The sequence below is a fragment of the Desmospora profundinema genome (assembly GCF_031454155.1).
GTDB classification, from domain to species: Bacteria; Bacillota; Bacilli; order Thermoactinomycetales; family DSM-45169; genus Desmospora; species Desmospora profundinema.
The window spans coordinates 664563-680086 of the sequence record NZ_JAVDQG010000001.1; the positions used below are offsets into that span (position 1 = coordinate 664563).

Consider the following 15524-nt stretch of genomic DNA (forward strand, 5'->3'; position numbering starts at 1 on the left):
ACGTGTCCAGTGAAACGACAAGGGTGAAAGGGTTGGCGGATCAGGCCTTCCGTGCAGCAATTGAAACGTAATCGATCAACACAGACCCCCGTCGCAGGGAAAAAACGACGGATATGGTTCGGGTGGCAAAAGAAGGGGGAGGCACAATCGTAAAAAATGAGGTAAACTGAGGAGTGGCGGGGTAGGGCGGTTCCACCAACACCGGAGTCGACTGCAATAAACGCCTTTGCCCATCCAAGTACGAAACAGTGACAAGCAGTTGGGGCGGCGTAGCCGATGCACGGTTGTTGAAAATACGAAACAGTAAATAATACGGACACCCACGTTCCATGTTTGTCTGTATGTTTTGGTACACCACACTGTTATTGCCCATGGCCAAGGAAGTATCTCCCTTTTTGACAGGATTGGGAACCAAGCGAATCCCGCTCCCTCGCCATGGAGCGACATGAAAGTGAAAATTTCCGTTTTTCAAGAGGTTGCGTCCGGAACATTTCATCCATTCTCACTCTTTTCCTGACAACTATTTTTTCCTATCATTCTATGTCCGCGGAGAAAGAGTTGCTTGGGTACTCTCACCTTATCCGGAGGTTAAAACCGATGACACGACTACCCCCAAAAAATAAGAACACATATTCGAGAAACAGCAGGGACCGGTCCACGAACCGGTCCCTTTCGTTTGCAGCCTTTTCTTCGATAAAGGAGGAACGCACTACTATGACAGTCTCACCCATTTTGCTTAACGGTCACCAACTCACACTGGAAGAATGGGAACAAGTCGTGTTTCAGCATCGCCCCGTCCAACTGGCTCCTGAGGCGATAAAAGCGATGGAACGTTCCCGCTTGATGGTGGAAGAAGCCGTTTGCCGTGGAGATGTGGTCTATGGAATCACCACAGGATTCGGCAAATTCAGTGACACGGTCATTGACCGGAATCAATCCGAGGAACTGCAGCGCAACCTGATTAAAAGCCATGCTTGCGGGGTGGGGGAGCCCTTATCTGAAGAAGTGGTTCGGGGTATGATGGTATTGCGTGCCAACGCTTTGGCAAGAGGCTGTTCCGGCATCCGTCCAACCACGGTAGAGGCTTTGATTCGTCTGCTTAACGATGGAATCCATCCGGTCATTCCCAGTCAAGGGTCGTTGGGAGCCAGCGGCGATCTGGCTCCCCTGGCTCATATGACCCTCCCTCTGATCGGGGAAGGCGAGGTCTTTTTCCGCGGTCAGCGTATGGATGCGCGGCAGGTTTTGAACGAGCAAGGCCACTTTCCTGTCACCTTGGCCGCAAAAGAAGGGTTGGCCCTGATTAACGGGACACAGATGATGGCCAGCCTTTCAGCCTTGGCAATCCTAAAAGCCGAAAAGCTTCTCCTGAGTGCCGATATTATCGCCGCCATGACGATGGAAGCACTGGGCGGAATCCCTGATGCGCTTCACCCCCTGTTACACAAAGCACGGGGGCAAACGGGCCAACTTCAGGCCGCTGCTACCATGCGCACACTTTTACAATCTAGCCGCCGCCTGACCGCGCCCGGGGAAAAGCGGGTTCAGGACGCCTACAGCCTGCGATGCATTCCACAAGTGCACGGGGCCTCCCGGGATGCTTATTCCCATGTGCGAACCATTGTCACCCGGGAGCTGAATGCGGTAACAGACAACCCCTTGTTGTTCCCCGAAGAAGGAGCGATCCTGTCAGGTGGAAATTTTCACGGCCAACCGTTGGCCTTAGCCGCCGACTATCTGGGAATCGCCATGGCGGAGATGGCCAATATTTCCGAGCGAAGGACCGAGCGTTTGGTCAACCCACAGCTGAGCGGATTACCTCCGTTCTTAACTCAAAACGGCGGCCTTCACTCCGGATACATGATCCTACAGTACGTAGCTGCCGCCCTGGTATCGGAAAACAAGGGGCTGGCCCATCCGGCTTCCGTAGACTCGATTCCCTCCTCCGCCAACCAGGAGGATCACGTCAGCATGGGTTCCATTTCCGCCAGGAAGTTGCTGCGCATCCTGGATAATGCAACCCGGGTCCTGGCCGTTGAATGGATCACCGCCGCCCAGGGACTGGAGTTTTCCTCTGGGGAAATGGGAGCGGGAACCACCCCCGCCTATCGTCTCATTCGAAATCATATTCCGCCGCTCGTTCATGATCGCCTTCACCATCCCGACATCGAACAGGCGGCAAAACTGATTGACAGCGGATGCTTGGTCGAAGCAGTCGCCGAGGAAACACCGCTGGCTCTGAATGGATATCGGTGAAACACCAAAAACCCGGGTGGGACCTGTCCCAACACCGGGTTTTTTCACATCTCAGCATCAATCTCGCCTTGGACAGATCGTTCCGCCGATCATGATGGTGTATGATTCAGGCGGACTGCAATGGGCCGAAAATCGAGGTAATCGCAGGAAACCAACTGCAACTCTACCCCCTGGATGACTCCTTCCACCGCCTCGTGATGGGATCGTCCGTGCAGATGTCCGTATACGCATGTTTTCACTTGAAATTCGTGAAGCAGATCCATAAAAGCGGATTCTTTCACCCGGGAGGTGACCGGCGGATAATGAAGCATCACCAATCGCTCTTTATCGGGATGCTCCTTGGCTGCAGCCTCCAGCGCAAGACGCAGCCTTCCCGCTTGCCGTTCGTAGATCTTACGGTCCTCTGCTTCATTCCACCCTTTATCCCCCGGCAAATTCCAACCCCGGGTAGCCGCCACTGCAAACCCTTCCACCAGAGTGTAATCCGCGTCGATCCAAGTCATCCCTTCAGGGAGATGTTGTCGGACTTTTTTCTTACTCTGGGCGTAATAACAGTGATTTCCGGGAGACAGTACCTTTTTCCCGGGAAGTTGGCCGATCCAGTTAAAATCGTATGTAGCTTGATCCAAGCGCAATGCCCAGCTGATATCTCCCGGGATGAGTACCGTATCCTCTTGTTTTACCGTCTCCAGCCAGTGATCGCGGACACGGTCAAAATGACGCTTCCATCCGAAGATATCCATCGGCTTGTCCACGTCCTGTTCCAACCGGATCCCATAAAGATCCACTGGTTTGTTAAATGAAAGATGAAGATCGCTGATGGCGTAGATCGTCAAAACGCGTCCCCTTCCTTTGGCATGGCGGAACGATTGGGTCCTCCAGATCAACTTTTCTTCGGGTGAGGGCCCTTTCTTCCCTCCAGAATCATGCATACACTAGAATACCACTTCCAATGAATTAGGAGAACGTCTATGCGACATTCCCCATCCCTTTATCTTGCGATAGGTGATTCCATCACAGTCGGCGTCGCCGCTTCTCCGGGACGGGGATACGCCAAACTCGTAACCGGAACCCTCGCAAGGGCCGGCCCTGCCTGGACTTTATCACGGGCGGCGCGAAAAGGGGCGACCAGTAAGGAAGCCCTGTTCTGGACCGTGTTTTCGCCGCGGGTCCGTTTGCTGATTCGGTATGCTCGCGTCATTACTTTGCTGATCGGAGGCAACGACCTGTTATACGCATACCTTGCGTCCCGGTTCACCAGACGGCCCCTCATTCTCTCATCAGCAGTGGCTGCTTATCGAAGAAATTTACATCTGATCCTTTACCAAATCCGTCATCATTCCCCCGCACCTGTATTCCTACTCAATCAGTATAACCCATTTCCCCGTTCCACCTTTGCCACAGCTTGGGTGGATGCCTTTAACTCTCAGACTGCAGACACGGCTGACCGTTGGGGAATTCCTTTGATTAATCTGCATGAGTTGTTTACCGGGAGGGAAACCGGATGGATCGATGGCTATCGGAACGGATCCCTATCCGATATCCCTCTGATCGGCCCCAAGCCGATTCATCCTAATAACGCGGGCCACCAAGCCATCGCTGATGCTGTTGCCGCCACCGTCCTCCATGAATAAGGCCTCACCGGATGAAAATGGTGGGGCTTTTTTAGCGCATTCGCGGCAAGACTTGTGCCGGCCTTATCCGGTATAATGGATCCGACCACTTTGATAAGCACCTCAACGGGCGGTGTGACAGAGAGGAGGAGCCCATGAAACCGCTGGAAATACTGAAGCGCCACTACGGTCATGATTCCTTTCGCACCGGACAGGAGGCAGTAGTAAACAGTATCCTGAAAGGACATGACACTTTCGCAATTATGCCGACAGGAGCCGGCAAATCGGTATGTTACCAAATTCCTTCTCTACTGATGGACGGACTCTCTCTGGTAATATCCCCCCTGATCTCGCTGATGAAAGATCAGGTGGACCAGCTGCGGGAGGTGGGAATCGAAGCCACCTATATCAACAGTACCCTTTCTTCTAAAGAAATGCGGGAGCGATTACAGGGTGCCGCCCAGGGTCGATACCGCATGTTGTACCTCGCCCCTGAGCGCCTTTCGATGGACGGGTTCCGATCGATGCTGGAGAGCATTCCCCTGTCCCTGGTCACCATCGATGAGGCCCATTGCATCTCCCAATGGGGACATGACTTTCGCCCCAGTTACCGTTCCGTCGCCCAATGGATCCGCAACTTGTCTCCGCGCCCGGTCGTGGCCGCCTTTACCGCCACCGCCACGCAGGAAGTGAGAGACGATATCTCGCAACTGCTTGGGATTCATTCGGACCGTATTTTCATCACGCCGCTGACGAGAGACAACCTTACCTTCTCTGTCAAACACGGGGTGGATCAACGGGACTTCGTTACCCGTTATCTGAAGGAACGGCCGGGGGAGACCGGTATCATCTATTGTGCCACCCGAAAGGAAACGGATCAGGTTCACCGTTCATTGGTGGAACGCGGACTTTCCGCAGCCAAGTATCATGCGGGGCTTACAGAAGAGGAGCGGCGACAAGCCCAGGAAGCGTTCGCCTTTGACCGGGTGCAGGTCATGGTAGCCACCAACGCCTTCGGGATGGGGATCGATAAATCCAACGTCCGCTTCGTGATCCACTGGCAGATGCCCGGCAATCTCGAATCCTATTACCAGGAGGCAGGCCGGGCCGGAAGAGATGGAGAAGCGGCGGATTGCATCCTTCTCTTCTCACCCGGTGACGTCCGAACGCAATCATTCTTGATCGAAAACGGCTCACTCGCACCCGAGTTAAAAGAGCGGGAACGTCGGAAACTCCAACAGATGCGGGAATATTGTCATACTCAACGCTGTCTCCAAGAAACACTGGCCCTTCATTTCGGTGATGATACCGCCGCCCCCTGCGGCCGCTGCTCCAACTGCTCCGACCAAGGAGAGCGGGAAGATGTCACGGTGGAAGCACAGAAAATCTTCTCCTGTGTTCGCCGCATGCGGGAACGTTACGGTGTCTCCCTTACGGCCAAAGTACTGAAAGGCTCCCGGGACAAACGGGTGAAGGAATTCGGATTGGACCGCCTTCCTACATACGGCCTGCTGCGCAATTTGACGGAGAAAGCGATTACCCACCGCATCCATGTATTGGCGGCGGAAGGGTATCTTCGCTTTACCGATGACGAATTTCCCCGCCTGACGCTCACCCCTGCCGCCGTTGAAGTGTTGAAAGGGGAGCGTTCCGTCCTCCTTCGGGTCGAAAAAGAAAAGAAAGTGGCAGCCCCCGGATCCGCAGGATTATTTGAAAAGCTGCGGGAGCGGCGCCTGGAACTGTCCCGACGGGAGCAGATCCCCCCGTATATGATTTTTCCCGACAGCACGTTGACGGAGATGGCCCGCATGCTTCCGGGAGATGCAGACACATTACTGGCTGTCAAAGGAGTGGGACAGCAGAAACGGGACAAATACGGGGAAGCATTCCTGGAGGTGATTCGGGAACATGCAGAGCAGAAAGATCTGCCTCTCATGGAATCCGGCAAGGCAAAAGCGGCTGCTACTCTTTCAAATGAGACGGACGACAACGAACCCAGCCATATGATTACGTGGCGTTTATGGCAAGTGGAAGGCCTGTCGCTCGATGAAATCCAGCGCAGACGGGAGCTGGCCGCTACCACCTTGGAAAGTCACCTGGTCCGCTGTTCTGCTGAGGGCTACCCCATCGACTGGGACCGCCTCATTCCCGCTGGACAGGAAGAGCGCGTCCGTCAAGCCATCCGCCAGGTCGGTGGAACCCATCTGAAGCCGATCAAAGAGGCTCTACCTGATGATATCTCCTACACCACGATTCGGGCTGTACTGGCCAAAACGGCGAGCCGCAGTTGATTGGGAAAGTACATGGGAGAGCGTAACCGATATGGAAAATAAGGCACCGTTGTTGTTTTCTCCTGGGCTTTCCGAATCGGCTCACGGATTACCGAAATGGATGAATCAGTTGACACCTCACCGTTCCGATCACAACCTATAGGAACCTGATCCCGCCCCTTTGCTTCAAGTGATTAAGAAATTTTTGGATCAGAACGGATAAAAACAAGACCCGCACCAATCACGGTGCGGGTCTTTGTTTCACTGGCGATCAGGAGCAACCGGTGGTCGCTCCGCAATCTAAGCAAACATAACAGGAGCCGTTGCGCTTGGTCATTCCACCGCATTCAATGCAGAGTGGAGCCCCGCTGCTGGCCCGAATAGCCTCCAGGTTGTCCTGGGGCGCCTCGCGTCCGCCTGTTACTTCCTGATAGGCTTGTTCCACTTCAGAGCTGGCATGTTCCGGCGTTTTCGCCTGCTCCGCCGCTTCCAGACTTTCTTCTTTCTCCCGTTTCCAGCGGTTGGCATGGAGACGGAGTTCCTCCTGTTTCGGGGGTACCTGGACAAAATCCGTCCGTCCCAGATATTCCATCCCTAAGATGCGGAAGACGTAGTCCACCACGGAGGTGGCCATCTTGACGTTGGGGTGGTTTACCGTCCCTGCCGGTTCAAAACGGGTAAACGTCATGGAGTTGACGTATTTCTCCAGCGGCACCCCGTGTTGCAATCCCAGGGAAACCGCGACGGCGAAAGCATCCACCATCCCGCGCATCGTACTCCCCGCCTTGTGCATATCGATGAAAATCTCGCCCAGGGTGCCGTCTTCATACTCACCGGTCCGGACAAAGATCTTGTGACCGGCGATGCGGGCTTCCTGCGTGATTCCTTCCCGTTTGCTGGGCAGGCGGCGGCGTACACTGGGGACATGTCCTTTGGCGTAGATTTCCTTGATCTGAGAGGTAGCCGCCGCCATGTTCGCCCCTGTGTTTTCCAAGGGTTCTGCGGCGGTTTCGGCCGCTTCCTCTTCATCGGCTTGATCATCCCCACGTGCGTTGAGGGGCTGGGAACTCTTAGAGCCGTCCCGGTACAGAGCGACGGCCTTCAATCCCAGCTTCCAGCCTTCATAGTAAGCATGCTGGATATCTTCCACCGTCGATTCGTGAGGCATGTTGATCGTCTTGGAGATCGCACCGCTTAAGAACGGCTGAGCGGCTGCCATCATCCGCAGATGACCCATGTAGTGGATGAATCGTTTCCCCCGCTTACCGCAGGGATTGGCGGTGTCAAAAACCGGATAATGCTCTTCCTTCAGGTGGGGGGCACCTTCGGTCATCATGCAACCACAGATGACGTCGCTGGCTTCCTCGATCTGGCTCCGGGTGAAGCCGATCGCACGCAGAAAGTTAAAATCCGGTGCCAAGTACTGTTCAGGGGTGAAACCAAGCCTTTTGAGGCAGTCCTCGCCCAATGTCCAGCTGTTAAAGGCAAACGGCAATTCAAACACCGCAGGTAGACTTTCTTCGATTCGATCCAATTCTTCATCGGTCAGCCCTTTTTCCTTCAGGCTTTGCCGATTGATGTGGGGGGCATCGTCCAAGCGGAGGGTGCCAGTCACATACGCGAGTATGTCCGCAATCTCCTCCGGGCTGTACCCCAGGTTTTGCAGCGCCGGCCGAATCGACTGGTTGGCGATCTTAAAATAGCCGCCGCCGGCCAACTTCTTAAACTTCACCAGCGCAAAATCCGGTTCTACCCCGGTGGTGTCGCAATCCATCAACAGCCCGATCGTACCGGTGGGAGCCAGCAGGGTCGTTTGGGCGTTGCGGTAGCCGTATTTTTCTCCCAGCTCCAGCGCCTCGTCCCAACTGGCTCGTGCCGCCTCCAACAATTCCGGCGGACAATGGGTGGGGTGAATCCCCATCGGTTTGATCGTCAAACCTTCATACTCTTCATCCGGCACATGATAAGCAGCCCGCCGGTGGTTGCGGATCACCCGCAACATATGCTCCCGGTTGGCGGATAACGCCTTAAAAGCCCCCAATTCTTTGGCCATCTCCGCTGACGCAGCATAAGCGGTGCCCGTCATAATAGCCGTTACCGCTCCGGTGATGGCCAATGCCTGATCGGAATCATAGGGGATGCCGGAAACCATCAGCACCGTCCCGATGTTGGCATAACCCAGTCCCAGCGTACGGTATTCATGAGAAAGCTGAGCGATCTCCTTGGAGGGATATTGAGCCATCAGCACGGAGATTTCCAACACAATAGTCCATAGTCTGGAAGCATGTTTCAATGCCGGAATATCAAACTGCGTCTTCTCCACGTCAAAAAATTGGATCAGGTTGAGGGAAGCCAGGTTGCAGGCCGTATTGTCCAGGAACATATATTCACTGCATGGATTCGACGCATTGATGCGGTTATGGCGAGCCCCAAGCTGCCCATCCATCCCTGCTGGGGATGTGTGCCATTCGTTGATCGTGCCGTCGTATTGCAGTCCGGGATCCGCACATTCCCAGGCTGCCGAGCCAATTTGGCGCCACAGGTCGCGGGCGGGGACGGTCTTGGCCACCCTGTTGTCGGTTCGACGCTTTAAATCCCAGCCGCCGTCGGAATCCAGCACTTCAAAAAATTCATTGGGTACACGAACAGAGTTATTGGAATTCTGACCGGAAATGGTTTCGTACGCTTCCCCGTTAAAAGAGGGATCATAGCCGGCGGCGATCAGGGCACGGACTTTCTTTTCCTCTTCCGATTTCCAGTTGATGAATTCCTCCACATCGGGATGGTCCAGATCCAGCGTCACCATCTTGGCTGCACGGCGAGTGGTGCCACCGGATTTGATCGCTCCTGCCGCCCGGTCTCCGATCTTGAGGAAGGACAGGAGACCCGAAGAGGTGCCACCCCCCGAGAGCGGTTCTCCCTTGCCCCGGATGTTGGAAAAGTTGGTGCCGGTACCGCTGCCGTATTTAAACAGCCGAGCTTCCCTTACCCATAAGTCCATGATGCCGTTTTCGTTGACCAGATCGTCTTCCACCGATTGAATGAAACAAGCATGAGGCTGGGGGCGGCTGTAGGCATCCACCCCTTTTTTCAGTTCTTCGGTTTCAGGATCCACATAATAGTGACCCTGAGGCTTGCCCGTAATGCCGTAAGCATATGCCAATCCCGTATTAAACCACTGCGGGGAGTTGGGGGCCGCCATCTGATGCAAAAGCATATACACGAGCTCATCGTAAAAGGCCTGGCCATCTTCGGGAGTGTCGAAGTACCCGTACTTCTCTCCCCAATCCCGCCAGCAACCGGCCAGCCGGTGAATCACCTGCTTGGCGCTTTGTTCCGGTCCGGTGACCGGTTTCCCCGCCTCATCCAATAACGGCTTCCCGTCTTCGTCGGTTTGAGGTACTCCCGCCTTGCGAAAGTACTTGGAAATCATAATGTCGGCCGCCACCTGGGACCAGTTTTCCGGAATTTCAGCCCCGGTCATTTCAAAGACGACAGATCCGTCGGGATTGGTGATCCGGCAATCCCGCTTCACATAATTTACGGTTTCAAAAGGATCTTGTCCCTTTTTTGTGAAATAGCGTTCGATTTTCAACCCTGACTCCCCCTCTTTTATTGCGATCAGACAGGAATGTTTTTCAATGGAACGTGTATAAATCGCAATATGTAGGTTCTCCACTATTATATCACTACTATATATGGAACAAAATCTGAATTTCGTTGAACGGAAACGTTCCAGCCAGCCACAGGAAATCCGAATGGGCTTGTCCTGTCACAGGCGATTTTTTGAGGTTTGCTTTTTGAAATATTCGATTCAACTTGCCAATTGGCTGAGAATCAGTCACAATTGGAACAATCCTAGATTGCAGGAGGCATGGGAATGATCCTGATTGATGATCAACTGACCAAACGTGAAAACGCACACATCGACATTGAAGACCGCGGCTATCAATTTGGTGACGGCATTTATGAAGTCTTTCGCGTTTACAACGGCAAGGTATTTCGTATGCAAGATCACCTGGACCGCTTTCAGCGCAGCGCCGATGAAATCGGTCTGCAACTGCCTTACGGACTGGACCGTTTGCAATCATTTCTGGAGCAATTAATCGAGACCAACGGCCTGTCCGAAGGAAATGTCTATCTCCAAGCCAGCAGGGGTGTAGCCCCCCGCTCCCATCCATTTCCGGAGGAAAGCCGCTCGGTCCTCGTCGCCTACACGATCGAAGGGGAACGTCCCCTGGAATACATTCGCAACGGGATCCGCACCATTACCGAAGCAGATATCCGCTGGCTCCGTTGTGACATCAAAAGCCTCAACCTGTTAGGAGCTGTGTTGGCCAAGCAAAAAGCCAAAGAACACGGTTGCCAGGAGGCCATTTTGCATCGGGACGGCACCGTAACCGAAGGCAGCTCCACCAATGTCTTTCTGGTGAAGGATGGTCAATTGATCACCCATCCCGCAAACAATCTGATTCTTCATGGAATCACCCGCCTGGTGGTGCTGGAGCTGGCGGAGGAACTCGGCATCCCGGTTAAAGAAGAAACATTTACTTTGGAGGATCTCAGAAAAGCAGACGAGGTATTCATCACCGGTACCACGGTGGAGATCAGCCCCGTCGTCCAAATTGACGACTATCACGTAGGGGACGGCAAACCCGGTCCGGTCGTCCATCGTTTACAGGAAGCGTTTGAAAAACAAATTTAACCCTCCCATTAACCGAACCGCCCCATCATACCATAATAAACACCCTGTCCACCATGGACAGGGTGTTTTTGTTACCGGTTGTTCACTTGTCGATCAATTGAATCCATGATTCGTTCTCAATGCTGATATTTTCAATCGTAATCGGAGAGGAAGTCGGCGTTTTCATCGTCACCTTCCGCGATCCCTGTTCCACCTCGATGCCAAATTCGTCGGGGTTGTTCAGAATGGTGATCCGTGTCTCTTCATCCGGTGCCCAATTGGTACCGAAAAAGTCACCGGCCAACTTTTCGTTTTCAGATCCAAACCACTTCGCCCCCGCTTTCGCCAGTTCCATCTGGCCGTCCTTCGACCACCAGAATTCGTAGCGGGAGCCGTCAACGGCGTCCAACCTCATTCGGATCGGGTCCTCGTTATAGTTCTTAGGACGAGTGAATACAAAGGAATCAATGCTCTTGTCGAGATTTACCCGCGTTTCGGAGGTCAAGTCGATCCGGCCATCCAGGATCACGCCGTTCCCCCCCTGCAACATCCAGGGTTGATTCTCCATCCACTTGGCGACAGCCTCGTCCCCATCCTCCACTTTAGCCACTCCGGGGCTTTTGAATGAGGTGCCCTGAGAACCTTCCAGGTACACTTTAAACATCGAATCCATGGGAACATTGCCGACGGATACCCACTTTTCCTTGGTCTCCCGGTCTTTAACCGCAACGCGGAAGGGCTCACCGGGAATGTACAGGATTTCGACGAAATATTCTTTGTCGGGTTCAATCTGGAACTCGTCCTCCGACTTAGCTAAATCGGTTGTTTCCCCACTGATGTATTGAAACAAGACAATGCGCCCCTCTTCATCCACCCGCAGCCCGAAATCAGACTCGACATTTTCAGACACCAAGGAGAGACTGAAGGGTTTCGAACCAGTTTGAACCAAATCTCCCTGTACCCGGAAAGACCCTTGCAAGGTAGGCGGCAATTGTTCCTGTATGGCTTTTTGCCGCTGGAACACCACATCTTTGAATGAGACAACGCCTCCAGGTTGATCCAGCTTATCCTGGGCAATCTTTTCTTCTTCCGCCGCAGCCGGTGTGTTGGTAAATTGATTCCCCACAAAGATCCCGGCCACCACCACCACAGCCACAATTCCCGAATAAACCACAACCCGTGTGTTGACACGCTTGTTGGCCACTATTTTCTTCGGCTGTTTGGGAAGAACAGTCTTTTCAGCGACTTCCAGTACGTCTTTCATGGACTTTTCGGGATCCATGGACAGAATGACCAGCTTTTTCAATGCATCAGGCAATTCGCGGATGCTCCGGTCCCCTTCCGGATTTTCCGGACGGCTCTCCATCCGGAACCCCGTCAACAAGAAATGGAGCAGAAAACGCCACTTTTCATCCGCCTGCCGCTTGGTGAACTCTTCAAAGCTGACAAAAAGAATAAAAGGACGATTGCCTTCGATAATGATATTACGGGAGTCCAATGTCGTATATAACGGTATGGGAAGCTCCGATAAGTTAATAGCAGTACGGAGCAAGCGGCGAAAAACGGATAAAGCCTGAGTGGGCTCCATTCCGCGCCGGGGCTGAACGAGGAGAGAGAGCGGTTCACCTCCCATCGGAGGATGGACCAGCACGATGCGCTCCTTCTCTTCGATCACATCCAAAATGGGAGCCAGGTGCTCATTCTCCAGGTTGGTCAAGATCTCCTTCGCACCCGATGGAAGCGGTTCATTCAGGGTGATTTCCTGAAGAAAGACCCGTGTGCCGTCCGGTGACTTGGCGGACACCAGCTGCCCGGAGAAAAACGTAAGAACGTCCTCCACCTGGTACCGCTCATAATACCGGCCTTTCCTCATACTCATGTGACTTTCCTCCTAACCAAAGCTTAAGACAAATCAGGTACATTCATATCCATCATCCCTATAGATAGAGAGAAGTTGGCATTTTATCCTAACTGCATCAATCTCATTATGACACAGATACAGAATTTTCGACAATGCCTTCCTGTGAAAAAAGATAAAGTTCTTATTTCTAATCGTTCATTTTACCTACTCAAATGGGAGGAAGTGGTCTATCACTGCTCCGCCCGTCGCGCCGTCAGCTGCTCTAGAGTCACATAGTCACACTTATAGCCAAAATACCGTGGGCCCACAGTGGCAATCCCCTTCTCGCTCCGCCACTTCCGGGGACAGGGAACAGCGATTACCGATGTTCGCATCCCATACCGAAGCCGCTCGGTGGTAATCGGTTGACCGTTCTCCTGATCCAGTACCATGATCAAATCGGGGGTGGTGGCAAGAAGTTGATCCCCTTTCCGTACCAACAGGTATTCATTTTGAAAATGGAGAGTCCATTCGTCCTCCTCCCTGGAATTCGTCGGTCCGAAACGGGCGTATCCCTTGGTAAAGCCGGTATCGGTTCGCCGGTCCACATCCAACACTTTACCGCAAAACAGCAAGTGTCCCTGCAACGCTTCCACCAGCGCGGCGACGGGATCCGCCCCCCGGCGGTACACATCCCGCAACAGCCGTCCCAATTTTTCTGCTAACGTCAATGTACCCGGAATCACACTGTTTTTTAAACGCTTCCATTTTTGGGGGTAATCCAATATCGCGGCGGAACAACCCATTTCAACTGTGATCGCTCTGGCCAAGGACTCGTAGGAAAACGCATCCCGCGGTTGCAGCAGTAGTCGGTTTCCTTTTTCATCCGCCATCGTCACCGGAGCTTCGGAAACCCCGTCCAAATAAAAGGTATTCATCTGCACTTCCGGAAACGCGCGCCCCATGGCGTCGGCATCGATGACAGGGATTTTTTTGTGTGCCGCCAAGACGAGAGGGATCAACGAATTGACCCCTCCGATTTCAATGGGTAAAGTCGCTTGAATGGATTCCCCCACAGCCTCTTCCATCATCTCGAAAGCATCCGACAACTCCGTTGTTCCCGGCACCTTCTCCACCAATACCGTAGGAGCCCCCATCATGGCGGAAGCGACCACCCGCTTTTCGTCCTTCACCTCTTCCGGAGAGAGGAGACAGACAGGACCATGGATCCGGATCGCTTCCTCCGCCATCCAGCGGCCGATGATGGGATCTCCTCCCCCTCCGGTACCCAGTACAGCGGCCCCCATGGCAATGTCCGCAATCACCTGTTCATCCAACCAACGCACGCCTTATCACGCCCCTTCCGCCTCCGCCGTCTGCGACGGTTTGCCGCGGAAATTCCCCAGCTTACCCAGCAGCACTTGCAACAACAATGCCGACAATAAACCATCCAAAGCGGGAATCGTCGTCAGAGTCCATAGTCCAAACCCATCCGGTGCCGGAGTCGTGGAAAAAGCGACTGCTGATGCCAGCAGCCACGTCACCAACGAGCGAGGCATCCAGTTGGGAAGCTTTTGCTGTCGGATAAAGGTAAACCGAAACCGATCACGGTCAAAGAAGAAATACTCCGCGATATAGATACCGCCGATGGGTGAGATCAACACCGTCAAATGAGTCAAAAACAAAATGAAGTTTCCGTAAATGTCCATCACGGCCAACGTCGTTCCAATCAAGCCTGCGACCACCGTGAGCCAGCTCTTCGGAATATCGCGAAACACGACGGAAAAGCCCAAGGAGGCCGAATATAGATTGTTATCATTGGTGGTCCACTGAGACAGAATCAAAATCAAAAGAGCGGGAACACCCAGGCCGAGCAAAATGAAAATTTCAGCCAAATCCTCGGTACCCGTCGCCCGAGACAAGATAATGGCGATAAACAGCATGATGCTGTTCCCGAAAAAGAACCCGAATACGGAAGACAGGACGGCATCCCGCCGCGATTTAGCCCACCGGGCTACATCGGGGGAAATAACGGTTCCTACCAGAAAGATTCCAATGACATAAGAAATCGCCAAACCGATGGAAAGCGGTTCTTCCACCGGTACCGCCCCCATGATTTCACCGAATGACCAACGGGTGAATGCAAAGTAAACGGCGAACAAAAACAACCCCACCATCAATGGAACAGCCCACACACTCAATTTTTCGATGGCCCGGTATCCGAATACTGCCGTAGTCGTCATCAACAACCCGCCGATCAGGGAAAGGAGCCATATCGGCATCTCCAACCCAACCACTTCGCTTACTACGATCTGGGAGCTGACACCAAAAAATCCGGCTTGTACGCCAAACCACCCCAATAAGCTGATCCCGATAATAACGGAAACCAGCCGGGACCCCCACTCACCAAATGCGTATCGGGTGATCATGGCCGTGGACAACCCCGCTGAAGCTCCAATGTACGAACAGACTCCACCGATGATTGCCAACACCATCGAACCGATCAGGACGGAAATCATCGCCTGAAAAAGCGTCATGCCCGCTCCCAGTTGAGCCCCCAGCATAATCGCCGATAAATCGATTCCGATAGCAACCCAGACCAAACTCAGAGGAACCCAGCTTTTTCGTTGAGACAGAGGGACCGGCTCACGGGCATAGTCCCGTAAAATTTTTTCCTCGCTCATTTTTATCACCTCGTACAAATTAAATAGATAGAAGGCAACCCATCGATATGTTAGAGCTTCAATGATCAACGCCAAAGTTTCGAAATATAAACGATGGCAATCCCAGCGAGGAACAAAAGAATCACTTCGAATCAAAATCCAAAGGATTTCTTTATTCCTTTGAATATACGATCTCCT

The 15524-nt window shown here is 53.2% G+C and carries 10 protein-coding genes; 4 read left to right on the top strand and 6 right to left on the bottom strand.

Going from position 1 to position 15524, the window contains the following annotated elements; all coding sequences use genetic code 11:
- Window positions 1-40: 40 nt before the first annotated feature.
- Window positions 41-496, bottom strand: a complete 456-nt coding sequence (locus JOE21_RS03230) for a hypothetical protein (protein ID WP_309862202.1) — start codon at window positions 494-496, stop codon at window positions 41-43.
- Between the two features lie 218 nt (window positions 497-714).
- Here JOE21_RS03230 and hutH point away from each other — a divergent pair, with 218 nt between their 5' ends.
- Window positions 715-2256, top strand: a complete 1542-nt coding sequence (hutH, locus tag JOE21_RS03235; RefSeq protein ID WP_309862205.1) for a histidine ammonia-lyase — start codon at window positions 715-717, stop codon at window positions 2254-2256.
- 89 nt (window positions 2257-2345) lie between these two features.
- Here the strand turns inward: hutH and JOE21_RS03240 are convergent, their stop codons facing one another.
- Entirely contained in the window at window positions 2346-3092 is a 747-nt protein-coding gene (locus tag JOE21_RS03240; protein WP_309862207.1) for a metallophosphoesterase, read from the bottom strand.
- A 135-nt stretch (window positions 3093-3227) separates the two neighbouring features.
- Here JOE21_RS03240 and JOE21_RS03245 point away from each other — a divergent pair, with 135 nt between their 5' ends.
- Together JOE21_RS03245 and recQ are read left to right on the top strand one after the other, a co-directional pair.
- Window positions 3228-3890, top strand: coding sequence for an SGNH/GDSL hydrolase family protein (locus JOE21_RS03245; protein WP_309862209.1), 663 nt, complete (start codon window positions 3228-3230; stop codon window positions 3888-3890).
- Between the two features lie 134 nt (window positions 3891-4024).
- The gene (gene recQ, locus JOE21_RS03250; protein WP_309862211.1) at window positions 4025-6160 is read left to right on the top strand and encodes a DNA helicase RecQ; all 2136 of its coding nucleotides are present in this window, start codon (window positions 4025-4027) and stop codon (window positions 6158-6160) included.
- 250 nt (window positions 6161-6410) lie between these two features.
- Here the strand turns inward: recQ and JOE21_RS03255 are convergent, their stop codons facing one another.
- Window positions 6411-9803 (bottom strand): vitamin B12-dependent ribonucleotide reductase, encoded by a 3393-nt coding sequence (locus JOE21_RS03255; RefSeq protein ID WP_309862456.1) that lies wholly within the window; start codon window positions 9801-9803, stop codon window positions 6411-6413.
- Between the two features lie 210 nt (window positions 9804-10013).
- On the opposite strand from JOE21_RS03255, the gene dat reads away from it, so the two are divergent.
- Window positions 10014-10844 carry a D-amino-acid transaminase gene (gene dat / locus JOE21_RS03260; RefSeq protein WP_309862213.1) on the top strand — a complete coding sequence of 277 codons (831 nt, stop codon included), beginning with the start codon at window positions 10014-10016 and terminating at the stop codon, window positions 10842-10844.
- 82 nt (window positions 10845-10926) lie between these two features.
- Here the strand turns inward: dat and JOE21_RS03265 are convergent, their stop codons facing one another.
- The 3 genes from JOE21_RS03265 to JOE21_RS03275 all read right to left on the bottom strand — a co-directional run bounded on the left by JOE21_RS03265 (window position 10927) and on the right by JOE21_RS03275 (window position 15347).
- A complete protein-coding gene (locus tag JOE21_RS03265) occupies window positions 10927-12702 on the bottom strand; it encodes a hypothetical protein (protein ID WP_309862215.1) in 1776 nt (591 codons plus the stop codon).
- Between the two features lie 212 nt (window positions 12703-12914).
- Window positions 12915-14009 (bottom strand): S-methyl thiohydantoin desulfurase family protein, encoded by a 1095-nt coding sequence (locus tag JOE21_RS03270; RefSeq protein ID WP_309862217.1) that lies wholly within the window; start codon window positions 14007-14009, stop codon window positions 12915-12917.
- 6 nt (window positions 14010-14015) lie between these two features.
- Window positions 14016-15347, bottom strand: a complete 1332-nt coding sequence (locus tag JOE21_RS03275; protein ID WP_309862218.1) for a cytosine permease — start codon at window positions 15345-15347, stop codon at window positions 14016-14018.
- Between the last annotated feature and the right edge of the window lie 177 nt (window positions 15348-15524).

Excerpts from the sequence above, each read along its gene's own strand:
- JOE21_RS03230 (WP_309862202.1), bottom strand. The coding sequence starts at position 496 with ATGAAATGTTCCGGACGCAACCTCTTGAAAAACGGAAATTTTCACTTT.
- JOE21_RS03275 (WP_309862218.1), bottom strand. The coding sequence starts at position 15,347 with ATGAGCGAGGAAAAAATTTTACGGGACTATGCCCGTGAGCCGGTCCCT.
- recQ (WP_309862211.1), top strand. The coding sequence starts at position 4,025 with ATGAAACCGCTGGAAATACTGAAGCGCCACTACGGTCATGATTCCTTT.
- hutH (WP_309862205.1), top strand. The coding sequence starts at position 715 with ATGACAGTCTCACCCATTTTGCTTAACGGTCACCAACTCACACTGGAA.
- dat (WP_309862213.1), top strand. The coding sequence starts at position 10,014 with ATGGGAATGATCCTGATTGATGATCAACTGACCAAACGTGAAAACGCA.
- JOE21_RS03265 (WP_309862215.1), bottom strand. The coding sequence starts at position 12,702 with ATGAGTATGAGGAAAGGCCGGTATTATGAGCGGTACCAGGTGGAGGAC.
- JOE21_RS03245 (WP_309862209.1), top strand. The coding sequence starts at position 3,228 with ATGCGACATTCCCCATCCCTTTATCTTGCGATAGGTGATTCCATCACA.